This is a genomic window from Actinoplanes rectilineatus, assembly GCF_000962825.1.
Classification (GTDB): Bacteria; Actinomycetota; Actinomycetes; order Mycobacteriales; family Micromonosporaceae; genus Actinoplanes; species Actinoplanes rectilineatus.
Genome location: NZ_JZKF01000082.1, coordinates 15669 through 41015 on the forward strand (window position 1 = coordinate 15669; position 25347 = coordinate 41015).

General features: G+C 69.8%; 19 protein-coding genes and 1 pseudogene. 11 read left to right on the top strand and 9 right to left on the bottom strand.

What is annotated here, in order from left to right; translation table 11 throughout:
- Positions 1 to 13 precede the first annotated feature (13 nt).
- From WH85_RS37485 to WH85_RS37505, 5 genes are all read left to right on the top strand, one after another.
- The gene (locus WH85_RS37485) at positions 14 to 772 is read left to right on the top strand and encodes an SDR family NAD(P)-dependent oxidoreductase (protein WP_045746882.1); all 759 of its coding nucleotides are present in this window, start codon (positions 14 to 16) and stop codon (positions 770 to 772) included.
- A gap of 184 nt (positions 773 to 956) precedes the next feature.
- On the top strand, positions 957 to 2699 hold the full coding sequence (locus WH85_RS37490; protein WP_045746883.1) for a family 43 glycosylhydrolase: 1743 nt from the start codon (positions 957 to 959) through the stop codon (positions 2697 to 2699).
- Position 2700: 1 nt separating this feature from the next.
- Complete coding sequence (locus tag WH85_RS37495) at positions 2701 to 5100, top strand: glycoside hydrolase family 2 TIM barrel-domain containing protein (protein WP_052721077.1); 2400 nt, start codon at positions 2701 to 2703, stop codon at positions 5098 to 5100.
- Positions 5101 to 5131: 31 nt separating this feature from the next.
- A complete protein-coding gene (locus WH85_RS37500) occupies positions 5132 to 6421 on the top strand; it encodes an MFS transporter (RefSeq protein ID WP_045746884.1) in 1290 nt (429 codons plus the stop codon).
- 1 nt (position 6422) lies between these two features.
- Positions 6423 to 9104 (top strand): alpha-L-rhamnosidase, encoded by a 2682-nt coding sequence (locus tag WH85_RS37505; RefSeq protein ID WP_045746885.1) that lies wholly within the window; start codon positions 6423 to 6425, stop codon positions 9102 to 9104.
- 37 nt (positions 9105 to 9141) lie between these two features.
- Here WH85_RS37505 and WH85_RS37510 read toward each other — a convergent pair whose 3' ends face one another.
- The 6 genes from WH85_RS37510 to WH85_RS37535 are packed head-to-tail and all read right to left on the bottom strand — an operon-like array spanning position 9142 to position 14168.
- Complete coding sequence (locus WH85_RS37510; protein WP_045746886.1) at positions 9142 to 9825, bottom strand: SDR family NAD(P)-dependent oxidoreductase; 684 nt, start codon at positions 9823 to 9825, stop codon at positions 9142 to 9144.
- A 7-nt stretch (positions 9826 to 9832) separates the two neighbouring features.
- Complete coding sequence (locus tag WH85_RS37515) at positions 9833 to 10573, bottom strand: SDR family NAD(P)-dependent oxidoreductase (RefSeq protein ID WP_045746887.1); 741 nt, start codon at positions 10571 to 10573, stop codon at positions 9833 to 9835.
- Positions 10574 to 10583: 10 nt separating this feature from the next.
- A complete protein-coding gene (locus tag WH85_RS37520) occupies positions 10584 to 11597 on the bottom strand; it encodes a zinc-dependent alcohol dehydrogenase (protein ID WP_045746888.1) in 1014 nt (337 codons plus the stop codon).
- Positions 11594 to 12445 carry a fumarylacetoacetate hydrolase family protein gene (locus WH85_RS37525; protein ID WP_281179126.1) on the bottom strand — a complete coding sequence of 284 codons (852 nt, stop codon included), beginning with the start codon at positions 12443 to 12445 and terminating at the stop codon, positions 11594 to 11596. Before WH85_RS37525 ends, WH85_RS37520 begins: the two co-directional genes overlap by 4 nt.
- A gap of 26 nt (positions 12446 to 12471) precedes the next feature.
- Positions 12472 to 13347, bottom strand: coding sequence for an SMP-30/gluconolactonase/LRE family protein (locus WH85_RS37530; protein WP_045746890.1), 876 nt, complete (start codon positions 13345 to 13347; stop codon positions 12472 to 12474).
- Positions 13344 to 14168, bottom strand: a complete 825-nt coding sequence (locus WH85_RS37535) for an IclR family transcriptional regulator (RefSeq protein ID WP_083449556.1) — start codon at positions 14166 to 14168, stop codon at positions 13344 to 13346. Before WH85_RS37535 ends, WH85_RS37530 begins: the two co-directional genes overlap by 4 nt.
- Before the next feature lie 44 nt (positions 14169 to 14212).
- On the opposite strand from WH85_RS37535, the gene WH85_RS37540 reads away from it, so the two are divergent.
- The 3 genes from WH85_RS37540 to WH85_RS37550 are packed head-to-tail and all read left to right on the top strand — an operon-like array spanning position 14213 to position 19321.
- Positions 14213 to 15928 (top strand): IlvD/Edd family dehydratase, encoded by a 1716-nt coding sequence (locus WH85_RS37540; protein ID WP_045746891.1) that lies wholly within the window; start codon positions 14213 to 14215, stop codon positions 15926 to 15928.
- Positions 15915 to 18701: an FAD-binding and (Fe-S)-binding domain-containing protein gene (locus tag WH85_RS37545; RefSeq protein ID WP_045746892.1), complete on the top strand. Its 2787-nt coding sequence runs from the start codon at positions 15915 to 15917 to the stop codon at positions 18699 to 18701. The genes WH85_RS37540 and WH85_RS37545 overlap by 14 nt, the downstream gene beginning before the upstream one ends.
- 32 nt (positions 18702 to 18733) lie before the next feature.
- Entirely contained in the window at positions 18734 to 19321 is a 588-nt protein-coding gene (locus WH85_RS37550; protein ID WP_045746893.1) for a TetR/AcrR family transcriptional regulator, read from the top strand.
- On the opposite strand, the gene WH85_RS37555 is transcribed toward WH85_RS37550, so the two are convergent.
- Genes WH85_RS37555 through WH85_RS37565 form a run of 3 tightly spaced genes read right to left on the bottom strand, consistent with a single transcriptional unit; the run spans position 19311 to position 23085 of the window.
- Complete coding sequence (locus WH85_RS37555) at positions 19311 to 20150, bottom strand: SDR family NAD(P)-dependent oxidoreductase (protein WP_045746894.1); 840 nt, start codon at positions 20148 to 20150, stop codon at positions 19311 to 19313. The genes WH85_RS37550 and WH85_RS37555 overlap by 11 nt on opposite strands.
- 35 nt (positions 20151 to 20185) lie before the next feature.
- On the bottom strand, positions 20186 to 20764 hold the full coding sequence (locus WH85_RS37560; protein ID WP_045746895.1) for a TetR/AcrR family transcriptional regulator: 579 nt from the start codon (positions 20762 to 20764) through the stop codon (positions 20186 to 20188).
- Positions 20765 to 20805: 41 nt separating this feature from the next.
- Positions 20806 to 23085, bottom strand: coding sequence for an MMPL family transporter (locus tag WH85_RS37565; protein WP_063775580.1), 2280 nt, complete (start codon positions 23083 to 23085; stop codon positions 20806 to 20808).
- A 572-nt stretch (positions 23086 to 23657) separates the two neighbouring features.
- On the opposite strand from WH85_RS37565, the pseudogene WH85_RS53415 reads away from it, so the two are divergent.
- From WH85_RS53415 to WH85_RS51070, 3 genes and pseudogenes are all read left to right on the top strand, one after another.
- Positions 23658 to 23981 (top strand): annotated as a pseudogene (locus WH85_RS53415) (transposase); the annotation flags it as partial.
- Between the two features lie 138 nt (positions 23982 to 24119).
- Positions 24120 to 24398 (top strand): transposase, encoded by a 279-nt coding sequence (locus WH85_RS53890; RefSeq protein WP_281179127.1) that lies wholly within the window; start codon positions 24120 to 24122, stop codon positions 24396 to 24398.
- A gap of 145 nt (positions 24399 to 24543) precedes the next feature.
- The coding region (locus tag WH85_RS51070) for a hypothetical protein (RefSeq protein ID WP_211275570.1) at positions 24544 to 25347 on the top strand (804 nt) is incomplete at its 3' end.

Below are 25347 nucleotides of genomic sequence, written 5' to 3' on the forward strand. Positions count from 1 at the left end.
GAAGGAGTTCAGCATGGGCACTCTCGACGGGAAGGTCGCCATCGTCACCGGCGCCGGCGGCGGGGTAGGCCGCGGAATCGCGGTCGCTCTCGCCAAGGAGGGCGCCTCGGTGACCGTCGTCGACATCAACGGCGACGGGGCGAACGAGACAGTGGAAACGATCGAGAAGGCCGGCGCGGCGGGCCTGGCGATCACGGCCGACATCAGCGACTCCGCGGCCGTCGACGCCGCGGTGGCCGCTGTCGTCGACCGCTTCGGCACGGTCGACATCCTGGTCAACAACGCGCAGGCGTCACGGTCCGGCGTACCGTTGGCCGAAGTGACCGACGCCGACCTGGATCTGGCGTTCGGCACCGGGCCGCGGGCCTGTTTCTACTTCATGCGCGCCTGTTTCCCGTACCTGAAGGACGGTTACGGGCGCGTGATCAACCTGCGGTCGGCGTCGGAGCTGCTCGGCATGACCGGGTACGCGACCTACGTGTCGGCGAAGGGCGCCATCGGCGCGCTGAGCCGTTCGGCCGCCCGGGAGTGGGGCGCGTTCGGCATCACGGTGAACTGCATCGCGCCGGGGGTCATGACGCCGGGCGCCGAGGCGCACTTCAAGGCCAACCCGGACGACTACAAGGCTGTCGTGGCGACCATGTCGATCCCGCGGTTCGGCGACGCCGAGAGCGACATCGGCCGGGCCGTGGTCTTCCTGGCCGGGCCGGACGCCTCCTACGTCACCGGCACCACCATGTCCGTCGACGGCGGGGGCGCGTTCTACGCGTGACATTGCAGAGGGGCGTCCGGCTGGGCGCCCCTGTTCTGTGTCATGTGCAGCGCGAATACCTCGCCGCATCAATTTATCTTCCGCACGGTAGATATTTTCGATTGCCCCGTTGACCTGACGGCAACGTCGTCGTAACTTTCATCTACCGTTCGGCAGATAATCGCCCGGAAGGGTCATACCCGCTATGAGCAGCACGATCTCGAACCCCATCGACATCCCGTACCGGTTCTCCGACATGTCGGTCGGCCCGTTCTGGCGTGGTGTGCTGCGGGAGGCCGCCGACCCCTCCGTGGTCCTCTTCAACGACCACTACTACCTGTTCCCCTCGATGTCCGGCGGGTTCTGGCACTCGGCCGACCTCACCACCTGGGAGTTCGCAGCGACGCCGGACATGCCGACCTATGACTACGCGCCGGACGTCCGGGAGATCGACGGGCACCTCGTGGTGTGCGCGTCGCGCAGCCTCAAGCCCTGCTCGTTCTTCCGCACCGCCGACCCGCTGGGCGGCGTGTGGGAGGAGATCCCGGGAACGTTCGCCTTCTTCGACCCGAACCTGTTCCAGGACGACGACGGCCGGGTCTACCTGTACTGGGGCACCTCGAACAAGAAGCCGATCCAGGGCCAGGAACTGGACCGCAGGACGTTCCGGCCGCTCGGCAAGCCGGTGGCGATCATCAGCGGGGACGTCGCAGCGCACGGCTGGGAGCGGCCCGGCGAGAACCATGATCCCGGCCAGGCCACCGGCATGGGCGCTCTGATGACGAGGATCGCCGGGACCGACCCGTACATCGAGGGCGCCTGGATGACCAAGCACGACGGCGTCTACTACCTGCAGTACGCGGCTCCCGGAACCCAGCTCAACACGTACGCGGACGGCTACTACACCGCGAGCTCACCGCTCGGCCCGTTCACCTACTCGCCGCAGTCGCCGTTCTCGTCCAAGCCCGGCGGGTTCATGACCGGCGCCGGGCACGGTTCGACGATCCAGGACCGGCACGGCAACTGGTGGCACATGGCCACCATGCGGATCTCGGTCGAGCACATGTTCGAGCGCCGGATCGGCCTGTTCCCGGCCGGTTTCGACGCCGACGGTGTGCTGTTCTGCAACCAGGAGTTCGCCGACTACCCGATGACCGTGCCGGACAGCCCGGCCGACCCATGGACGCTGTCCGCTCGGGCCATGCTGCTGTCCTACCGCCGGCCGGTCACCGTGTCGTCGGCCGACCCCGCCCACGGTGCCGATCTGGCGGTGAACGAGGACGCCCGGACCTGGTGGGTCGCCGCCGACGCCGAACCCGCCCAGTGGATCTGCGTCGAACTCGCCGAGGGCTCGGTCGTCTCGTCCGTGCAGATCAACCTCGCCGACCACGAGGTCCGGCCGCCGAAGCCGAAATGGGGCGACACCCGGCAGACCCTGGTCTGGCGCCGCCGCATCGACCTGACCGAACCCGCGGTGCAGGTGCTGCTCGAAGGCTCTGCCGACGGCACGACCTGGGAGCCGCTGCACGACACCCGCGGCGCGAAGTCGAGCCGCACGCACCTGTTCGTCGAACTGGACGAACCCCGCGCCTTCCGGCACATCCGCCTCACCGGATTCGCCCAGCCCTACGGAGCCAAGCTGGCCGTCAGCGGCCTGCGCGTCTTCGGCCACGGCGCCGGTGACCCCCCGGCACCGGTCACCCCGCGAGTACGCCGCACCGGGCCCCTCAACGCCGCCGTCAGCTGGGACGCCGTGCCGGGCGCGCAGGGCTACAACGTCCGGTACGGCCTGGCCGCCGACAAGCTCTACCAGAGCTGGCTGCTCTACGACCGCACCGGCCTCGACCTCAGCGCCCTCAACGCCGGGCACGACTACTGGATCGCCGTCGACTCCTTCAACGAGAACGGCATCACCCGCGGCGGGCCCGTCCACGTCGCGGCGGTCTGACATGGGACTGTCGCTATTCCACGCGGACTGGCGGGTGCAGCGCCTGCCGGACGGCGAGGCCACGCCGGTGGTCCTGCCGCACGACGCGATGCTCGGCGAGGGCCGGTCACCCGTCAGCCCGTCCGGCGGGCACGGCGCCTATTTCCTCGGCGGCGCCTACCGTTACCAGAAGACCTGGCACGCGCCGCGGGACCTCGCGGGCAAGCAGGTCAGCCTGCTGTTCGAAGGCGTCTACCGGCACAGCCAGGTGTTCGTCAACGGGCACCCGGTCGGCGGCGCGGTCGGCGGCTACACCGAGTTCGAGGTTCGCATCGACCCGGAACTCGTCCTGGGCGCCGACAACCTGATCGAGGTGACCGCAGACAACTCCCGGGTGCCGAACGCGCGCTGGTACACCGGCTCCGGCATCTACCGCCCGGTCTGGCTGCGGGTGCAGGACCCGGTGCACATCGTTGCCGGCAGTGTCCGGTTCCGCACTCTCTCGATCGGCGACACCGCACGCGTCGACGTGGCGATGGAGATCGCCAACCCGGACGACGAAGCGCTCGACGTCCACGTGACGATCGGCGACACTGCCGCAACCGCCCGCACGACCGGCGCTAACGCCCGGCTGGAACTCGCGGTGCCCGCTCCCCTGCTGTGGTCGGCCGAGCGGCCGCACCTGTACGACGCCACGATCCGGCTCAGCACCGGCGGCCGGGTCCGCGACGAGCACGCCGCGCGGATCGGCCTGCGCACGATCGAGGTGAGCGGCCGCGGCGGGCTGCGGGTCAACGGCGTGCCGACGCTGCTGCGCGGCGCCAACGTGCACCACGACAGTGGGGTGCTGGGCGCGGCCACCTTCCGCGCTGCCGAGTTCCGGCGGGTCCGCATCCTCAAGGAGAACGGGTTCAACGCGATCCGCAGCGCGCACAACCCCGCGTCGCGCGACCTGCTCGACGCCTGCGACGAACTCGGCATGTACGTCATGGACGAGCTCTACGACGGCTGGTACGACCACAAGTCCGAGCACGACGACGCCCCGCACTTCGCCGCGACCTGGCAGGCCGACGCCGGCGCGATGGTCGTCAAGGGCCGCAACCACCCCTGCGTGATCATGTACTCGATCGGCAACGAGAACAGCGAACCGGCCACCCCGTACGGGGTCGAGACGGCACGCCGGCTCGCCGAGCACGTCCGCGCCCTCGACCCGGACCGACCGGTCACCATGGGCGTCAACCTGATGGCCGCTACCCTGAGCTGGCCGACGACAGTAAAAGACGCCCCGGCACAGCAACCGGCCGGCAAGGCCGCGCCGCCGCTGAACAGCACCATGGTCAACGTCCTGACCAACCAGTTCGGCCGGCTGATGAAGACCGTCCCGCGCCTCAAGCGCGCTGACAAGGCGACCCGCGCCGTCTTCGACCTGCTCGACGTCGCCGGGTACAACTACGGCACCGTGCGGTACGAGACCGACGCCCGCCTGCACCCGGACCGGGTGATCGTCGGCACCGAGACGATGCCCGGTGACATCGCCGCCAACTGGGCCCTCATCCGGCGGCTGCCGAACGTGATCGGCGACTTCATCTGGTCCGGCTGGGACTATCTCGGCGAGGCCGGCATCGGCACCTGGGCGTACGGCACCCGCCGAGGCGGTCTGCACAAGCCGTACCCGCAGCTCGTCGCCGGGTGCGGGGCGATCGACATCACCGGTGTGCCCGGCGCTCCGGCGTACCTCGCGCAGGCCGTCTGGGGTCTGCTCGACGCGCCGGTGATCGCGGTCCGGCCGCCCGATGTCGTCGGCCGGCCGGTCAGCAGGACCGCGTGGCGCTCGACCGACGCCGTACCGAGCTGGTCGTGGCGCGGCTGCTCCGGGTTGCCGACCGAGATCGAGGTCTACAGCGCCGATGACGAGGTCGAGCTTCTGATCAACGGGCAGCCGGTAGGACGACGTCCGGCCGGCCGGGATCACGGCTTCGTCGCCCGGTTCCCGGCCGTCTATCAGCCCGGTGAGATCACCGCGGTCGGTTACCACGCCGGTATCGAGAACGGGCGGTCGTCGCTGCACACCGCCGGCATGACCCGGCTCCGGCTGACCGCGGACGACGTCGAACTGGCCGCCGACGGCCACGACCTCGCCTTCGTCCAGGTCGAACTGGCCGACGAGAACGGCGTACCCGAGATGCTCGACGACGACCTGATCCAGGTGAGCGTCGACGGTCCGGCCACACTCGCCGGTTTCGGCAGCGCCGCACCGGCGACCGAGGAGTCGTTCACCGTCGCAGAGCACAGCACCTACCGTGGCCGCGCTCTCGCCGTCGTGCGGGCCGGCCACGAGACCGGCGACGTCGTCGTGACGGCCACCAGCCGCACACACGGCACCGCCTCGATCCAGATCAAGCAGGTCGAACCCCCGTACTGATTCTTTTGCTCTGTCCAGAGAGATGGCCCATATGTCCGCCGAGCTGCCCGAACCCCTGGCCCAGCCCACCGTCCTCGACGACCCGGTCACCGCCGAGTCCACCGTCCGCTCCCGGGTCAGCCAGCGCCGCCTCGGCTACGGCCTGTTCCTGCTCGGCTTCGGCTGGGTGTTCGCCAACAGCGCGCTCGGCGGCGTCCTGGCCGCCGCGAAGATCGCCGTTCTGGCCCCCGACGACAAAGTGTTCCTGCTCGGTGTCGGCACCGCACTCAGCGCGGTGGCCACGACGATCGCGCTCTTCGTCTGGGGCGCCCTGTCGGATCTGACCCGTACCCGGTGGGGGCGCCGTACCCCGTTGATCGTCGTCGGTGCGGTCGCCGGCGCCGCGATGCTGGCCCTGATGCCGCTCACGCAGTCGATCGGATCGTTCTTCGCGGTCTGGATCGCCTACTGTCTGCTGTTCAACGCCCTGCCCGCGGCCGCCCTGGCGATCTTCCCGGACCGGATCCCGGCCGACCGGCGCGGCACCGCCTCGGCGATCTACGGTGGCGCCCAGGTGATCGCCGGCGCGATCGGGTCGATCGCCGCGTCGCGCTTCATCAGCGACCCGGACCCGCTCTTCCCGATCCTGGCGATCGCCCTGCTCGTGATGGCGTTGCCGTTCGTGCTGATCGCACCCGATTTTCCGAGCACCGATCAGCCGCGGGCCAAACTCGACCTGAGCGGGCTGCTCGACGCGTTCCGGTTCCCGTCCGGCGCACCGGACTTCTACTGGGCCTTCGCCGGGCGCTTCCTGCTACTGCTCGGCCTGTTCATGATCCAGAACTTCATGCTGTACCTGCTCACCGACTACATCGGGCTCTCCGACCATGACGCCGGCACCATCGTGGCGATCGCCGGAGGCGCCAGCCTCGTCACGATCACGCTCGGCACCGTGGTCGCCGGGCCGGTCTCCGACCGGATCGGCCGCCGCAAGATCCCGATCTTCCTCGCCTCGGCCCTATTCGGTCTCGCCGTGCTGTTCCCACTGATCTGGCCGACGTCGGCATCGATGGTGATCTTCTCGGCGGTGTCCGGGCTCGGCCTCGGCGCGTTCCTGTCTGTCGACTCGGCCCTCATGACGGAGGTCCTGCCGTCCGAGGACACCCGCGGCAAGGACCTCGGGATCCTGAACACCGCCAACACCGTGCCGCAGGTCCTCGCTCCCCTGGTCACGTCGGGCATCGTCTCGACCGGACTCGGCTATCGACCGGTGTTCCTGCTGTCCCTGGTGATCATCTCCGTCGGCGCCGTCAGCATCTTCAAGATCAAGTCGGTACGCTGACATGGGCCTCACCGCCGAGCACCTGCGCACGAATACCCTCGACCTGCCGCTCGGCGTGGACACCGCCCGCCCCGAGTTCGCCTGGCGGCTCCCGACCGGGCAGCAGGACGTGATGCAGACCGGGTACGCCGTACAGGTCACCACCGACGCCGAGTTCCACGATCTGGTGTGGGACAGCGGGCAGGTCCGGTCCGCGTCGCCGTTCGGCGTCCGATACGACGGCGCGCCATTGACCTCGATGCGCCGGTACTGGTGGCGGGTACGCGTCTGGTGCACACTCGCCGGCGCGGCCGAGACGGCCAGCGACTGGAGCGAACCGGCCTGGTTCGAGACCGCGATCCTGGACCCCGCCCGGTGGCAGGCCACCTGGATCGGCGGCGCCCGGCCCGCGTCTAAGCAGGACGACGCCGTGGTCTATCTGCGCGGCGCCCTCGGCCTCGGTGCGGACGTGATCCGGGCCCGGGCCTACGTCAGCGCGCTCGGCTGGTACCGGCTCTTCGTCAACGGCGCCGACCAGACCGGGCATGCCCTCGTACCCCGGTGGACGCCATTCGACAAAGCGGTCGAGTACCAGACCTACGACGTAACCAGCGCCCTGACCCGAGGCGACAACATCCTCGCCGTCGCCGTCGGTGACGGCCGCTACCGCGGCGGTCTCGGGCTGACCGGCAGCCGCAACAGCTACGGCACCCGGACCGGCGCCTACGCCCAGATCGTCGTCGACCTGGCCGACGGCACCACCGTCACCGCCGGCACCGATAGCACCTGGAGCGCCGGTCCGGGCCGGATCACCGGCTCGGACCCGAAGAACGGCGAACGCGCCGACCTTCGCATCACCGACAGCGACTGGCTCACCGACCCGGCCCCGCCCGCCCGGTTCGCCCCTGCCGAGCCGCTGCCCGAGCAGGCGCATCCGCTGATCGCCGAAGAGGTGCCCCGCGTCCACGACGTCCGGCGGCTGCGGGCGAGCGTGAGCCGCGCCCCGTCCGGCGCCCAGATCCTCGACTTCGGCCAGAATTTCACCGGCGTCACCCGGATCCGGCTCAGCGGACCCGCCGGCCGGACCGTCCGGCTGACCCACAGCGAGCTGCTCACCCCCGGCGGCGAGCTCGACACCGACTACAACCTGGCCAGCTCCCCGAAGAAGTGGTACCAGCGGGAAACCGTGGTCCTCGGTGGCCACGACGAATGGTACGAGCCGTGGTTCACCATCCACGGCTTCCGCTACGTCGAGGTCACCGGCTTGGACACCGACATCGACCCGGCCGACGTCGAGGGCGTCGTGCTCTCCTCCGATCTGCCGTACACCGGCATCTTCGAGAGCTCCGACCCGCGACTGAACCAGCTGCACGCCAACGTCGTGTGGAGCATGCGGTCGAACTTCACCGACACCCCGACCGACTGCCCGACCCGGGAGCGCTCCGGCTGGACCGGCGACATCCAGGTGTTCGGCCCCACCGCCACCATGCTCGCCGACTCGCAGGCCTACCTGCGCCGCTACCTGCGCAATCTGGCCCTGGAACAGGCATCCGACGGCCGGGTCCCGTTGTTCATCCCGTCCGAACAGCCTGTCGGCAGCCGCGGCCTGGGCCGCCGTCTGCTGGGCGCGATGTCACGATCGGCGGGGTGGGCCGACGCGGCCGTCATGCTGCCCTGGACGCTGTACGAGTACTACGGCGACCGGGTCGTGCTGGAGAAGCAGTACGACAGCATGCGCGCCTGGGTCGTCCAGATGGCCCGGGCCGCCCGCAATCCCGGCCGTGGCTTTCCGCTCGCTGCCGTGTACCGGCGTGACCTGCGCAAACAGGAGCGCTACATCCTCGACACCGGCTTCCATTTCGGCGAGTGGCTGCGCCCGCAGGAGAACGTCGCCAAGTCCGCGCTGCGTAATGTGTTGCGGCCACCCGCGGCCATCGCCACCGCTTACTTTGCGCACTCCGCGCGGCTGCTCGCCCGTACCGCCGAGATCTTGGACCGACGCGAGGACGCGGAACGATTCGAACAACTCTCCACCAGGGTCCGCGCCGCCTGGCGGGCCGCGTTCGTGCAGCCGGACGGCCGCATCGGCTACGGCCGCCAGGACGACTACGTCCGCGCCCTCGCCTTCGACCTGCTCCTGCCCGAGCAGCGGCGTACGGCGATCGACCGGCTGGCCGGCCTGATCGAGACCGCCGACGGTCACCTGGACACCGGTTTCCTGTCCACTCCGCTGCTGCTCGGCGTCCTCGTCGAGGGCGGCCGGACCGACCTGGCGACCCGGCTGTTGTTCCAGACCACCAACCCCGCGTGGCTCTACCAGGTCGAACGCGGCGCCACGACGGTCTGGGAGACCTGGGAGGGCTATCACCCCGACGGCCGCGGCAGGGAGTCGCACAACCATTACGCGCTGGGCAGCGTGGCCGGCTGGCTCACCGAGGCCCTCGCCGGGCTCTCCCCCGCCGAACCCGGGTGGCGCACCATCAAGATCGCGCCCCTGGTCATCGCCGAGCTGTCACACGCGGCGGCCACCGTCGAGACGCCGTACGGTCCGGCGCGCAGCGCGTGGCACCGCCACGACGGCCAGGTCGACGTCGAAGTGTCCGTCCCGCCCGGCGCCATTGCGGAGATCCACACCCCGGACGGCGTGGTCCATGCCGGTTCCGGCGACCACGAACTGACGTGGAAGGCGCCGGCCACTTCCTGAAACCCCACCGCCCAGGACACCTCAGGTGTCCTGGGCATCAGTAGGTCGCGCGGCCACCGCTGATGTCGTAGACGGCCCCAGTGGAGAAGCTGACCTTGTCGGAGGTGAGCCAGGCGATCAGCTCGGCCACCTCCTCAGCCCGGCCGAGGCGCTTCATCGGGATCAGCCCGGCGATGTGCGCGAGCGCGTCCGGGCCGGTGGCCGCGTTCATCGGGGTCTCGATGACCGCCGGAGCGATGACGTTGGCCAGCACTCCGCTGGTCGCGAGTTCCTTGCCGAGCGACTTGGTCAGGGCGATGACGGCGGCCTTCGACGCCGAGTACGGCGACATGCCCGGGTTGCCGTCCTTACCGGCCATGCTGGCGATGTTGACGATGCGGCCCCAGCCGCGTTCGCGCATGCCGGGAACGAAGGCCTTGCAGGCGTTGAAGGTGCCACGCACGTTCACCGCGAACGTGCGTTCCCACCCGTCCAGCGGGATCTCCCACAGCGGCAGGTTGGGCCCGACGATCCCGGCCGAGTTGACCAGGATGTCGACCGGCCCGGCACCGGCGGCGGCCGCCTGGACCGCCGCCTCGTCGGTGACGTCGACGTGCAGGTCGGCGCCGCCCGCGACATCAAGGGTGATGACACGGATGCCGTCGGCAGCAAGCCGGGCGGCGGCGGCCGCGCCGAGTCCGCTCATGCCGCCGGTGACCACGGCCGTCCGGGAAGCGCTCATCAGAGCCTCACACTCGTAGCGAAGTCATCCCGCCGTCGACCCGCAGGACGGCGGCGGTCGTGGACGCGGCCAACGGCGACGCCAGCGAGGCCACCGCGTGGGCGATCTCGTCGGCGGTCACCAGGCGCCCGAGCGGCTGGCGGGCCCGCAGCGCCTCCGCGGCCGCCGACGGATCCGGCGCGGCGTCGAGCAACCGGCCGACCCACGGGGTGTCGGCGGTGCCCGGCGCGACCGCGTTGACCCGGATGCCGTCGCCGACGTGATCGGCGGCCATCGCCAAGGTCAGGCCGACGACAGCGGACTTGCTGGCGCTGTACAGAGCCCGCTGCCGTACGCCGACGAACGCCACCGCCGAGCACATGTTGACGATCGCGGCGTGCGGCGAAGCGCGCAGGTACGGCAGGGCGGCGCGGCTGACCCGGGCGATCCCGGTGACGTTGACGTCCAGGACCCGGGCCCATTCGGCGTCGTCGTTGTCGCTGATGTCGCCGGCCGCGCCGATGCCGGCGTTGTTCACCAGCACGTCGAGGCAGCCGAGCCGCTCCGCCACGCTGGCGACGGCCCGGTCGACGGCGTCGGCGTCGGTCACGTCGCAGGGCACCGCGAGCACACCCTCGGGCGCGCCGGCGGTGTCGCGGTCGAGGACGGCGACCCGGGCGCCGCGCTGCAGCAGCAGCGCCGCGGTGGCCGCGCCGATGCCGCTGGCCCCGCCGGTGACGAGGGCGACGAGGCCCTGGAAGTCGCTCATGTCGTGGTCCTCACAGGCGGGGGTCGATGTGGATTTTCGGGCCGGGTCCGGCTCCGGGCAGGGGTTTGCCGGCCAGGACCGCGCCGACCTGGTCGAGACCGACGGTGGCGGCGACCAGGGGCCGGGGGTCGACCGCGCCGCTCGCGTACGCCGCGATGGTGGCGTCCAGGCCCGGTGAGGCGGAGAGGATGCCGACGGCGGTGACGTCCTTGAGCGCGAGGCGCCGGGTGTCGATCTCGCTCGGGCTGCCGGCGAGACCGATGTAGACGACCCGTCCGGCCGGTTCGACCAGGTGCAGTGCCTTGGCCGGCAGCGGCGCCGCGTTCGAGGCGTCGATCACCGCGTCGTACGGCAGGTCGGGCAGTTCGTCCTCGGTCCAGGCGTTGGTGAAGCCGATCGAACGAGCGAAGGCCAACGACGACTCGGAGCGGCCCATGAGATGCACCTCGGCACCCGCGGCCTGGGCGAACATGGCCGTCAGCAGCCCGATCGTGCCCGGCCCGAGGATCAGGGCCCGGTCACCCGGGCGCAGGTCGGCGGCCTGCGCTGCCCGCCACGAGTTGCCGCCTGGCTCCACCAGCGCGCCCAGCACCGCGTCGACGGAGTCGGGCAGTTCGTGCAGCGAGGTGGCCGGGACCGCCAGCTGTTCGGCGAGGGCACCGGGCCGGCCGCCGCGGATGCCGACCTCGGTGCGGTACTCGCAGACATGCTGATGGCCACGCAGGCATCGCCGGCAGGTGCCGTCGCCGAGCATGGTGTCACCCATCACCCGCCGTCCGATCCACCCCGGGTCGACGCCGTCGCCGACGGCAGAGACGGTGCCGGCCCATTCGTGGCCGAGTTGCATCGGGAAGTGGGCGTGCCCGTCATGCAGATAGGCCATCTCACCGGTGAAGAACTCGACGTCGGTGCCGCAGACGCCGACCCGTTCGACGTCGACGACGACCTCGCCGCCAGCCGCCGCCGGCGCGGGCACGTCCTGCACCGAACAGACACCCGGCCCGCTGAGCACTGAGGCCCTCATCGGGGGCCGATCACGTTCTGCCGCTGGGTGCCGAGGCCCTCGATGCCGAGCTCGATGACGTCGCCGGCCTGCAACCAGACCTGCGGGCGGAAACCCATGCCGACACCGGGCGGGGTGCCCGTGTTGATCAGGTCGCCGGGCTCCAGGACCATGAACTGGCTCAGGTGGTGCACGATGAAGTACGGGTCGAAGATCATCGTCTTGGTATTGCCGGTCTGCCGGCGCTCACCGTTGAGGTCGAGCCACATGTCCAAGTTGAGCACGTTGCCGATCTCGTCGGTGGTGGCCAGCCACGGGCCGGCCGGGTTGAAGGTCTCCGCGGACTTGCCCTTGCTCCACTGGCCGCCGCGTTCCATCTGGAAGTACCGCTCGCTGACGTCGTTGACCACGACGTATCCGGCGATGGCATCGCGGGCCTCGTCGACCGAGTTCAGATAGCTTGTGCGGCGGCCGATGACGATGCCCAGCTCGATCTCCCAGTCCGGTTTCGTCGAGCCGCGCGGGATGCGCACGTCGTCGTTCGGGCCGACCAGGGTGTTCGGCGATTTGGTGAACAGGATCGGCTCGTCCGGCACGGCCTGGCCTGTCTCGGCGGCGTGGTCACGGTAGTTCAGGCCGATGCAGAGTATCTGGTGCGGCCGGGCGATCGGGGCGCCGATCCGCTCACCGGCGAACGCGGTGACCTGCTCGGCGGCGGTGCGTTCGGCGACGACCGGAGCGATCCGGGCGAGACCGCCGCTGCCGAAGAACGCCTCGTCGAAGTCGTCGACGAGGTCGGACAGGTCGACGTAGGTGGTGTCGTCGACGCGGGCGACAGGCTTTTCGGCGCCGGGGGCGCCGATGCGCATCAGGTACACGAGTGGAGCTCCAGAAACTAGAAGGTGGGACGGCCGGACCAGGCCGGTACCGGATGGCCGGGAACGTCGACGCGAACGGTGAAGATCCGCCCGGAGTCGGGGAATTGCAGACGCTGATCGATGGTGAGTTCGTCAGTGGCGCTGGTGATCACCAGTCGGCGCAGGTCGTCGCCGGCGAAGGCGACGCTGGAGGTGTGCGGCGCGGGCACGCTGATGCGTTCGACGCAGACGCCCCGCGGGTCGTAACGGCGGACCTCGCCGGCGCCCCAGACCGCCAACCACAGGTGGTCGGCGGCGTCCATCGCGATGCCGTCGGGATAGCCGTCGTCCAGGTTCACGAACGTCTGCCGTGGCCCGAGCCGCTCGTAGTCGCGGACGAAGACGGTACGCCGGAACGTGTCGACGCTGAACATCCGCCGGCCGTCGGTGGACCAGGCCAGCCCGTTGGACAGGGTCAGGTCGTCGTCGATGACGGTGATCTCGCCGTCCGGTTCGAGCCGGACCAGCGTCTCGTGCTCGGAGCCGGGGCCGTCGAGAGACAGGGTGCCGACCAGGAAGCGGCCCGCCGGGTCGGTCTTGCCGTCGTTGAGCCGCCGTCGTTGATCGGCCGGCACGATCCGTGGCCCGACGAATCGGCTGCCGTCCGGTCGGACCAGCACGAGATGTTCCTGTTCGGCGACGAGCAGGGCCCCGTCGGCGCCGGCGGTGACCGCGCCGACCATGCCGGCGGAGCCGATGCGCTGCTCGACCACGATCTGATCGCCGTCGAAGACGCCGCTGAACACCGCACGGCCGACGATGTCGACCCAGAGCAGCCGTCGCCGGGCGCTGTCCCACACCGGTCCTTCGGCGAGCCGATGGATCTCCACGGTCGCGGCGGTCACCTCGCTCATCGCTGGACGCCGATCTCGCCGAGGGCGAGACGGATGTCGCCGACCGCGGCGACCAGCGACGCGAGCGGCATCCGGTAGGTGAGCCCGCTGACGCTGACCGCCCCGGACGGGGTGGCCGGCGAGGTGAGGTACGCCGGAACGGCCAGACAGTTCACGCCGATCTCGTTCTCCTGGTCGTCGACGGCGAAGCCGCGTTCGCGGATCGCCAGGAAGTCGTCGTGCAGCGCCTGCGCGGTGCATCGGGAGTTCGGCGTCCGCCGTTCCAGCGTGGCGTCACCGATCCAGTCCTGAACCGCTTCGAGGGTGGTGAGCCGCGGTGCAAGCAGGAGTTTGCCGACCGCGGTGAGATGGGCGGGGTTGCGGCCGCCGACGGTCGAGGTGAGCCGGACCGCGCCGCGCGGCGGGTCGGTCTTGGCCCGGTAGACGACCTCCCGGTGGTCGAGCACGGCGTAGTGCACGGTCTCGCCGTAGCGCTCGGCGAGCGCTTCGAGAACCGGCCTGATCCGCACGTGTTCCGGGCGGGCCTCGTGGTGGGCGAAGGCCATCCGCAGGAACTCGTCGCCGAGCACGTAGTGACCGCGGGTGTTCTGGTCGGCGAGCCCGGCGCGACGCAGCGCGACGAGACCGCGGTGCACCGTCGGTTTCGGGCTGCCGATCACCCGGGTCAGGTCTTCCAGGCCTATGCCGTCGGGGTGCCGGGCCAGCTCCTTGAGGACGGCGAGCACCCGGTCGGAGCCGACGAGCCGCGCGTCGTCCAGGGAGGAAACCTCGGCGACATCAGGTAGTGACGCGGCGGCAGCATCTCGCGTAGGCTTCGGCATATTCCAAAAGTTAGTCCATCGTTCCGATTATTGGAAGTGATCTCGTGGCCGCACTTCGCAGCAGCCAGTGGTACTCCGGCGACGACCGCAACGCCTACATCCACCGGGCCTGGATGCGGCGCGGCGTCCCCGGCTCCGCCTTCATCGGCCGGCCGCAGATCGCCATCGCGAACACCGCCTCCGACCTCACACCCTGCAACGCCCACCTGACCGAGGTGGCCCAATCGGTGAAGAACGGCATCTACGAGGCCGGTGGCATCCCCCTCGAACTCCCGGTCGTCTCGCTCGGCGAGACGCAGGTGCGGCCCACCGCGATGCTGTGGCGCAACATGGCCGCGATGGCCACCGAGGAGATGCTGCGCGCCAACCCGATCGACGGCGTCGTGCTGCTCGGCGGCTGCGACAAGACCATCCCGTCGCTGTTGATGGCCGCGGCCTCGGCCGACCTGCCGGCCGTCGTCGTGCCCGGCGGCCCGATGCTCACCGGCACCTTCCGCGGTGTGCCGCTCGGCTGTGGCACCGACGTGTGGCGGCTGTCCGAGGAGGTCCGGGCCGGCACCCTGTCGCAGGAGGCGTTCGTCAAGTCCGAGTCCGCGATGATCCGCAGCAAGGGCCACTGCAACACGATGGGCACCGCCTCCACCATGGCGCTGGTCGCCGAAGCCCTCGGCACCATCGTCCCCGGACTGGCCGGCACTCCCGCCCCGGACAGCCGGCTGCTCGAAGCGGCACACGACACCGGCCGTCTCGCGGTGGACCTGGTTGCCGCCGACCGCCGGCCCAGCAATCTACTGACCAGGGGCTCCTTCCACAACGCGATAGTGGCCCTGGCCGCCATCGGCGGGTCGACCAACGCCGTCGTGCACCTGCTGGCCATCGCCGGCCGGGCGGGCATCGAACTGACCCTCGACGACATCGACCGGGTCGGCTCACACGTACCCCTGCTTGTTGATCTTCAGCCCGCGGGGCGGTTCCTGATGGAGGACTTCCATCGCGCCGGCGGCCTGCTGGCCGTGCTGCGCGAGGTCCGTGACCTGCTCGACCCGGACGCACCGACCATCACCGGGCGGCCGCTGGTCGACTACCTCGACGACGCGCCGATCTGGGACCCGGAGGTCATCCGCACCCGCAAGGAGCCGCTGATCGCCGAGGCCGGCATCGCGGTGCTGCGCGGCTCGCTCGCCCCGGACGGCGCCCTGATCAAACCGGCCGCCGCCTCACCGCACCTGCTGCAGCACCGCGGCCGCGCCCTGGTCTTCGACTCGATCGAGGACTTCCACGCCCGCGTCGACGACCCCGATCTCGACGTGGACGCCGACTCGATCATGGTGCTGCGCGGCTGCGGGCCGAAGGGCTATCCCGGCATGCCCGAGGTCGCCAACATGCCGCTGCCCCGCAAACTGCTCGAACAGGGCGTGCGCGACATGGTGCGGATCTGCGACGGCCGGATGAGCGGCACCGCGTACGGCACGGTGGTCCTGCATGTCGCCCCGGAAGCCGCCGCCGGTGGCCCGCTCGCGCTGGTCCGGACCGGCGACATCATCTCCCTCGATGTGGCCGGCCGCCGCCTCGACCTGGAGGTGCCCGCCACCGAGCTCGCCGAGCGTCGGATCGACGCGGCCACCGCCGCCGGGTTCGCCGATCCGAAACGCGGCTGGGAGCGCCTCTACGTCGACCACGTGACGCAGGCCGACACCGGCGCTGACCTGGACTTCCTGATCGGTTCCAGCGGCTCGGCGGTGAGCCGTGAGTCCCACTGACCTGATCGCCGCCCTGGAGCGGGCCGCGCCCGGTACGGTCACCACCCGCGCCTCCGACCGGCTTGCCTTCGCCCACGACGCCTCGCACTACCTGCTCACCCCGCAGGCGGTGGTGACACCCCGGGACGCCACGCAGATCGCCGGGTTGCTGCGGGCCGCCACGGAGCAGCGCATCCCGCTCACCTTCCGCTCCGGCGGCACCAGCCTCTCCGGCCAGGCCACCGCCGACGGCGTCCTGGTCGACACCCGCCGACACTTCCGGTCCATCGAAGTCCTCGACGACGGTGACCGGGTGCGGGTCCAGCCAGGCGCGACGGTCCGCGCGGTCAACGCCCGCCTCGCCCGGCACGGCCGCAAACTCGGACCCGACCCGGCCAGCGAACTGGCCTGCACCATCGGCGGCGTCGTCGCCAACAATTCCAGCGGGATGGCCTGCGGCGTCGAGTTCAACACCTACCGGACGCTCGAATCCGCGGTCCTCGTGCTGCCCAGCGGCACGGTGATCGACACCGGCGCCGCCGACGAACGGCTGCGCACTCTCGAACCCGCATTGCACGCGGGCCTCGGCCGCTTACGCGACCGGATCCGCGACAACCCCGCCTCTGCCGCGACCATCCAACGCCTGTTCCGCATCAAGAACACCATGGGGTACGGGGTGAACGCCTTCCTCGACCACACCGACCCGGTCGACATCCTCACCCACCTGGTCGTCGGCAGTGAGGGAACCCTTGCGTTCGTCGCCGAGGCCACCTTCCGGACCGTGCCGATCCGCCCACACGCGGCCACCAGCCTGCTGATCTTCCCGGACCTGGCGGCGGCGACCGCGGCGCTGCCCGGCCTGGTCGCCGCCGGTCTGGCCACCATCGAACTGCTCGACGCCACCAGCCTGCGCGTCGCCCAGCAGGACCCGAAAGCCGGGCCCGAGCTGCGTGGCCTCGCCGTCGACCAGCACGCCGCGCTGCTCGCCGAATTCCAGGAACCCAGCGCCGAAGCCCTGGCCGTGCGTCTGGCCGAAGCCACCGGCCCGCAGAGTTCCGGCCCGCTCAGCGCAGCCGTCTTCAGCAGTGATCCGGCCGAGCGGGCCGCGCTGTGGCACATCCGCAAGGGCCTCTACACCGCTGTCACCGGCGCCCGCCCGTCCGGCACCACCGCCCTGCTGGAGGACATCGCCGTCCCGGTCGAGCGGCTGCTGCCCACCTGCCAATCCCTGATCGAGCTGTTCGACAAGCACGGCTACGCCGGCAGCGTGATCTTCGGTCACGCCAAGGACGGCAACATCCACTTCCTGCTCAACGAGGACTTCGACCGGCCCGAACTGCTCCAGCGCTACCTGGCCTTCACCGACGACTTGGTCGACCTGGTCCTCGGCCACGGCGGCACCCTCAAGGCCGAACACGGCACCGGCCGGATCATGGCCCCGTTCGTCCGCCGCCAGTACGGCGACGAGATCTACGCGGTGATGCGCGAGGTCAAACACCTGCTCGACCCGGACGGCCTGCTCAACCCCGGCATCCTGCTCACCGACGCCCCGGACACCCACATCCGGAACCTGAAATCCACCCCGACCGTCGAGACCGAGGTCGACCGGTGCGTGGAGTGCGGGTACTGCGAGCCGGTCTGCCCGAGCAAGGACATCACCACCACCCCACGGCGGCGCATCGTGCTGCGCCGCGAGATCGCCCGGGCCCGCGACGCCGGCGACAGCGCGCTGCAACGCGAGCTCGAGGACGACTACGGGTACGACGCTGTCGACACCTGCGCCGTCGACGGCATGTGCCAGACCGCCTGCCCGGTGCTGATCGACACCGGCGACCTGATCCGCCGGTTGCGTGCCGAGAACAACAGCCGGGTCGAACAACGCGCCTGGGCCACCGCTGCCCGGCACTGGGACGGCACCACCCGTGCCGCCTCAACCGCACTGAGCGTGGCTTCCGCCGCACCCTCGGCTCTTCCGGCCTCGGCCACCGCCATAGGCCGGCGGATCCTCAAAGCCGGCACCGTGCCGGCCTGGTCTGCCGAACTTCCCGGCGGCGGAAGCCGCCGCCGTCCCCGCGCCGCCGCCGAACCCGCCGCGGTGTACTTCCCCGCCTGCGTCTCCACGATGTTCGGCCCGGCCGCAACCGGGCCCGGCGTGCGTGACGCCTTCCTGGCCCTCTGCGACGCCGCAGGTGTCGCCATCCGGATCCCGGACGGGATCAGCTCGCTGTGCTGCGCCACACCGTGGAAATCCAAAGGCCTGACCGACGGGTACGCCGTCATGCGCGCCCAGGTCGTCCCGGCCCTGCGAGAAGCCACCGACGACGGGCGGCTGCCGATCGTGGTCGACGCCGCCTCCTGCACCGAAGGCCTGATCACGCTGCTCGACGACAATCTGACCGTCGTGGACGCGGTGGCGTTCGTCGACCGTGAGGTGCTGCCGCACCTGCCACCGGCACGGCGGCTGGCCTCGATGGTCGTGCATCCCACCTGTTCGTCGACGCAGCTGGGCCTCAACCCGGCGCTGCTGCGCGTCGCCGCGGCTGCTGCCGAGCAGGTCATCGAGCCGGAGGACTGGGGGTGCTGCGCGTTCGCGGGCGACCGGGGCCTGTTACATCCCGAACTCACCGCCTCGGCGACCGCCGCCGAGTCCGCCGCGCTGCGCCAGCAGCCGGCCGCGAACGCCTACGCCTCGGTGAACCGGACGTGTGAGCTGGGCATGACCCGGGCCACCGGGCAGCCGTACCGTCATGTCCTGGAGATCCTGGCCGAGGCCGTTTTATCTACCGAGTGGTAGTCTCGTGACTCCATGGGGTTAGGAGTCCTGAGATGTCGTTGGCCGCTTCCTCAGAAACCCGTCGCAAGGTGCGCCTCAGCCCCGAGGTGCGCCGTGAGCAGATCATCGTCGAGGCGACCCGGCTGATCAGCGCGGCGGGTTTCAACGCGGTGTCGCTGGCCGATGTCGGCGAGGCCTGCGACATCCGCAAGCAGTCCGTCCTGCACTACTTCCCGTCGATGAGCCATCTCCTGCTGGCGGTGCTCGAACACCGCGACGCCCAGGACTTCATCACCGCCGGCGAGGAGACCCTGCCCGAGGCGACTGCGGCCGGGGCCCGCCGCTATCTCGACCGGATCGTCGCACGCAACGTGAGTCAGCCAGCGATCATCCGGCTGTACTACATCCTCGGCGCCGAGGCCCTGTCGGCCGACCACCCGGCGCACGAGTACTTCGCCGAGCGGTCCCGCCGGGCCCGGGCCGAGCTGACCAGGGTGTTCGGCTGGAAGCCCGACCCGGCCGCCGCAGCCGTCGAACTGCTCGCGTTCTGGCAGGGCCTCGAGATCGAGTGGCTCCGCGACCCAGGCCTCGATTTCCTCGCGGCCTGGACCGCGTTCTGCGACCGCTTCTTCAGTTCGTGACGCCGGGCCGCTTCTTGAACTCCGTGCCGGCCTGGGTGCCGCCGTCCACCAGGATGTCGACGCCGGTCAGGTAACCCGGTGCGGTACCGGCGCAGAAGGCCAGCACCGCGGCGATCTCCTCCGGCTTGCCGAACCGTTTGATGGCCGACACCTTCAGCAGGTCGGCGGCACCGTGATCGGCTTCGAGCCGGCCCATCGCGGTGTCGAAGCTGCCCGGCGAGACGGAGACGATGCGGGCGCCGCGCTTGCCGAAGGCGACCGCCTGCGAGCGGGTGTACCAGAGGACGAACGCCTTGCTGATCCCGTACGCGATCCCGGAGTGCAGCTTGCGCCCCCCGACCCGGGCCCGCCGGACGATCGCCCGCTCGAACCCCGCCGGATCCGTCTCGGCCAGCCGGAACGCGCCGATCGGCAGCAGGATCCGGGGAAGCTGGTGACCGGCGACCGAGGCGACGTTGACCAGCACGTCACCCTCGCCGGCGCGGGCCAGGAACGCCCGCGTCACATGGACGGTCCCGGTGCCGTTGACCCGGGCCACCAGATCGGCCGAACCCATCTGCGGGCTGACGCCGGCAGCGTGCACCAACGCACGGACGTGGTGGCCGCCACTTCCCGCGTGGTCGAGGAGCTTCTCGACGGAGGCCCGGTCGGTGATGTCACACACCGCTGATCTCGCTTCGATGCCGTCGCTGGTGAGTTCGGCGACCGCGGCGTCCAGGCGCTCCTGGCTGAGGTCGGCGATCACCACGCGGTGATCCGCGCCGAGGAGCTTCGCGGTGGCCAGGCCCATGCCACCGGCTCCTCCGGTGATGACGGCGGTGTTCGTCATGGTTGTGCTGCCTTTCATGTGGTTCGGGGCTCAGATCAGCCCAGCAGGGTGCGGATGACCGCGGAGGTCGGCGCGGGGCAGGCACCGGGCGTGAGCGCACGGAAGAGCACGGTCCCGATCAGGGCGTCCGCGATCGCTGTGACGTCCGCGCGTGGACCCACCTGGCCGGCCGCCGCTCCCTGAGCGAGCCGCTCGACAAGCGCGGCGTGGTACGGCCCGGTGCTCATCTCGTAGAGCAGCCGGGCGTCCTTCTCGTTGTCGGACGCCGCGGTCACCAGAGCCAGCATCAGCACCCCGGCCTGCGGGTCGTCCAGGGAGAGCACGATGGTGTCGAGCCAGGTGGTCAGGTCGCCCTCGAGACGACCGGTGTCCGGAATCGGCACCGCGGGCAAGGTCAGCTCGCCGCTGGTCACCAACTCCGCGACGATGAGCTCCTTCGACGCCCACCAGCGGTACACCGTCTGCCGGCCGCTGCCGGCGCGCGCGGCGATCGCCTGGACGGTGAGCTGCTCGAACCCGGACTCGGCGATCAGCTCCCGGGTGGCCGCCAGGATCGCGCGCCTCGACTGCTCGCTGCGGGGCCGCCCGCGGCCCTGCGGTCTCTCCTCGATCACACAATTACGATACACGTGACTCGTAAATATGGGACGTCAGGTCAACGCCGCTGGTGAGGCTCCTCGGCGGTTCGGTCCCGCATCGCGGCGGCAGGATCGAGTCCGATGCTGCGATTCGCGTCGGCGACGTCCCTGATGTCGCCGGCGTGGTGATGCAGGTGGGCGCTCCCACCCGCCGCGGGTTGCACCAGGGCGGCGCCTTCGATGTCCACGTTCGGCAGGATCCGTCCTAGCCACTGCGGTAGCCACCAGGCACTACGGCCGAGCAGGTGCAGGACCGCCGGCACCAGGGTCATCCGAACGATGAAGGCGTCGACGACGACGCCGATGGCCAGCGAGAAGCCGATGGCCTTGATGGTGGCGTCGCTGCCGAAGATGAAGGCCGCGAACACCGCCGTCATGATCAGGCCGGCGGCGGTGACCACCCGGGCGCTGTCCCGCATGCCGTCGCTGATCGCCTGCCGGGCGTCGCCGTGGTGGGTGAAGGCCTCCTTCACCCGAGAGACCAGGAACACTTCGTAGTCCATCGCCAGGCCGAACAGGATGCCGATCACCAGGACCGGCAGGAAGCTCAGGATCGGGCCGGTGGCCTCGATGCCGAACACCCCGCCCAGGTGTCCCTGCTGGAAGACGAACGTGACCATGCCCATCGAGGCGCCGAGCGACAGCAGGAAGCCGGCAGCAGCCTTAACCGGGACCAGAATCGACCGGAACACCAGCAACAACAGCACCAGAGCGAGGACGACGATCAGCACCAGGAACGGCGCCAGGGCACTGCTGAGCTTGTCCGAGACGTCGTTGTTGAACGCGGTGGTGCCGGTGACATAAGGGGTGATGCCATTTTCCTGGGCCTGCTTGCCGGCTGCCCGGATCCGATTGACCAGCTCCTTGGTCTCCTGCGAGTCGGGTCCCGACTTCGGGATGACCGACAGGATCGACACGTCGCCGGCCTTATTGGTGGCCGCGGCGACCGCGACGGCGATGTCCGCGTCACCGCTCAGTGCCGCCGCGGCCTTGGTGGCGACGGCCGCCATGTCGGTGCGGCCGGGACCGGACAGGACGAGCGTGAGCGGAGCGTTGAAGCCATCGCCGAAGCCTTCGGCGAGCAGGTCATAGGCCCGGCGTTCGGTGGTCCCGGTGGATTTCGTGCCGTCCGAGGGCAGCCCGAGGTTCATGTCCAGCACCGGGAACGCCATCGCGCCGACGACCGCCAGGCAGGCGATCACGGTCAGCCAGGGCCGGGCCGTCGCGATCCGGGCCCACCGCTGACCGAACGGGTTGGCCTTCGGCTCGCCGCGCTTGCTCAGGAACCCGATGTGGCTGGTGGCGATCCGCGCGCCGGAGAAACCGAGGATCGCCGGGATGAGCGTGATGGCGAGCAGCACGGTGACCGCGACGGTGGCCGCTGCGCACAGGCCCATCACGGTCAGGAACGGGATACCGGCCACCGCCAGACCGCACAGGGCGATCACCACGGTGACGCCGGCGAAGACCACGGCACTGCCCGCAGTCCCGTTCGCGATGGCAATCGACTCGTGCACGTCCATGCCGTCGCGGACCTGCTGGCGGTGCCGGGCCACGATGAACAGGGCGTAGTCGATACCGACGGCAAGGCCCAGCATCGTCGCGAGAGCCGGCGCGGTCGAATTGAGCGTGACGAACCCGGTGACCACCTGGATGCCGAGCATCCCGATACCGACGCCGAACAGGGCGTTGAGCAGCGGCATCCCGGCGATCACCAGACCGCCCAGGGTCAGCGCCAGCACGAAGTAGGCGATGATCATGCCGTACAGCTCGCTGCTCGATCCGGCCTCCTCGGTGGTGGAGATGACGCCGCCGGAGAACTCGACCTGCAACCCCGCCGCCCGGGCCGGCGCGACGATCGTCTCCAGCGCCTCCTTGGACTCGTCGGTGATGTCGGCGACCGCCACGGCGTAGCTGACATCGGCGTACGCGATCCGCTTGTCCGCGCTCAGCGTCGACTCGGTGAACCCGCTGACCGAGATGACCTGCGGCGCCTTGGCCAGCGCGGTCAGGGCGTCGGAGGCGAGAGTGGTGTAGGTGGCCTCGGTGAGCACGTGCCCGGTGGGTGCGGCCACCACGATCCGGGCGCTGGCCCCGCCGGTGCCCGGGAACTTCTCGGCGAGCAGTTCGATGGCACGCTGCGACTCGGTGCCGGGAATCGTGATCGACGAACTGGTCGGCTTCGACAGGGTCGCCGCACCCACGCCGGCCGCGGCCAGCACCGTCACCCACGCCACCAGCACCAGCCAGCGACGCCGCGCCGCCACAGCACCCAGCTGGTAGAGGAAGTTCGCCACAGAACCGCTCCCTTACGTATACGGGCTCCGGCGCATGCCGTGCCGCCGCCGAACGACGCGCTGAGCCCGCACGCTTGACCGCCCCGGGCTTCCGGCCCATCCACCGCACGTGGCGCGACGACGAAAGCAGAGGTTCGTTCAAATCATTCTTTGCACGCAGAGGATCTTTCGTCCTGAAAACGCCGGAGAATGGGCAGGAGGCCGAGAGCGGCCGGTCGCCACGAGGCGCGCGCCCGATGATGCGTTCGCCTCGTGACCGGCAACGACAGTCTCGTCACCGCTCAGCCAGGACGTTCTGTCCTCGCGAGTCGGGGGCCGGCGACGACCGCGGGTGCCGGGGTGTCGGCGATGCGCAGTCCCAGCAGCCCCGCCGCGAGCGCGGCAATCAGCAGTACCACGAAACCACCGTGGTTCGGGCCAACTGCCCGCCGACCGGGACCAGGCCTGCTTTCCCAGCCAACTTGCCGCGTTAACCCCAGCGAACCTGGCCGTGCCGGAGGACGCCGCGAACATGAGCCCCCGCTCGTAGTGGCACAGAACTACGCACCGTCCGGTGATGTCGGGCGATGCACGACGCGACGCCGGACAAGATGCAGGGTTTGCTGGTCAGCTCGTGTTTCGATCGGGACGAGATCCGCGATCAGGTGCGGTCCGCGCTCGTGGCGGCGATCGGTGACGAGGTTGGGGTGCTGATCGCCGACGAGACCGGATTCATCAAGAAGGGCAGAACGTCCGCGGGCGTGCAGCGGCAGTACACCAGCACCACCGGGAAGATCGACAACTGCCAGCTCGGAATGTTCCTGACCTACCACACCCGGCGTGGGCGGGCGTTGATCGACCGGGAGTTGTATCTGCCGCGGTCCTGGACCGACGACCGTGACCGCTGCGGGTCCGGAATCCGGCCCAGGGCCTCGACGAGCCCGGCGTGTTCACTATCGGTGACCGGTGATGGTGGCGTGTCGGAGCCGGGGGTTGTCACGGTCAGTGCGCGAATCAGAGATGATGCCATCGGCGGGTGGAGTTCCTCGGTGGTCGTGCAGCGTGAAGAACTCCATGATCACCTTGAGGGCTTCACCCGCTTCCACTGCCTCCACAGAGGCCGATCACCCCACGAAATCCCTGTTCAACGGGTCAAGGACCGAGAACGCAACAGCCCTGCCTTCAACGGCGAGGTCTACCGGCAGAGAAACGTCGTGGAACGCTGCTTCAACCGGTTCAAACAATGGCGAGCGCTGGCCACTCGCTACGCCAAACGCGCAGCCATCTACCGGGCATCACTACTGCTCATCGCTGCTTTGATCTGGCTCCGATGATCGGCAGGACACGGCCTAGGCCCCTAGACCACGAGACACCGGGAACTTACAGCATTGCCCCGCCCCTGAGCCCGCCAGTTTTCGGGGCGTGGGCAAGCACCCGTCCGCGTTCCCGCCCCGCCGGCTGAGCTACGCGGATCGCGGCATGGGAGTGAAGCTGGATGCACCCGCACGACTATTCCGGTATCACTGGGACATGGGCGAGAACACCGAGGCAACTGGCGTCCCAGATTGGGTGCAGAACTTATGGAGTGAACTGCGCTTCAAAGAGATCGTAGGGCGGGAGGGTGGCCTTGGATTCCAACGACTGTTTCAACAGGTCATGAAGGCGGTCGACCGCGATGACTTTCTCGACGTCCGCCCCGTAGGCAGGCATGGTGACTTCAAGTGCGACGGCTGGGGATTTTCCTCGCAGACCTGCTACGCCGTGTATGGGCCGTTCAGCCAAAGGAGCCGTGCTGCAATCCAACGCAAGGTCGCAGGCGACTTCGAAGGCGCCGTCGCGGCGTGGCCCGATATGAAGAACTGGCGACTCGTACATAACGACTTTGGCGGCCTCAGCTCAGTTGTAGCCGCGGTCCTGGTCCCGCTCAGGGAGGAGGCGAAGTCCATCACGCCGAACGTGACGCTTTTGCCACCGTGGGGACCTGGAGATCTTTGGTGGATGCTCCGGCAGGCGCCTGCCGCAGATCGGTCCAAAATCCTCGGCACAGATGGTCAGCCGCTCAAGGCACCGCAACTCGGCGAGTTTGCGGACATCGGGGATGACCACGTTTCAGTCTCGGCCGGCCAATCCGTTATACAGCTTATGGGTGGGTTCACATCGGGCGGTATCGTCGATCCATTAAGTGCCACTGACGTGATCTCAGCGAGCGGCGGTCAGGTATCGGTATTCGAAATGGATGAGGTGAAGTGCTGCGGCGACGATGTCGCCGATCCGGCTCGGGCT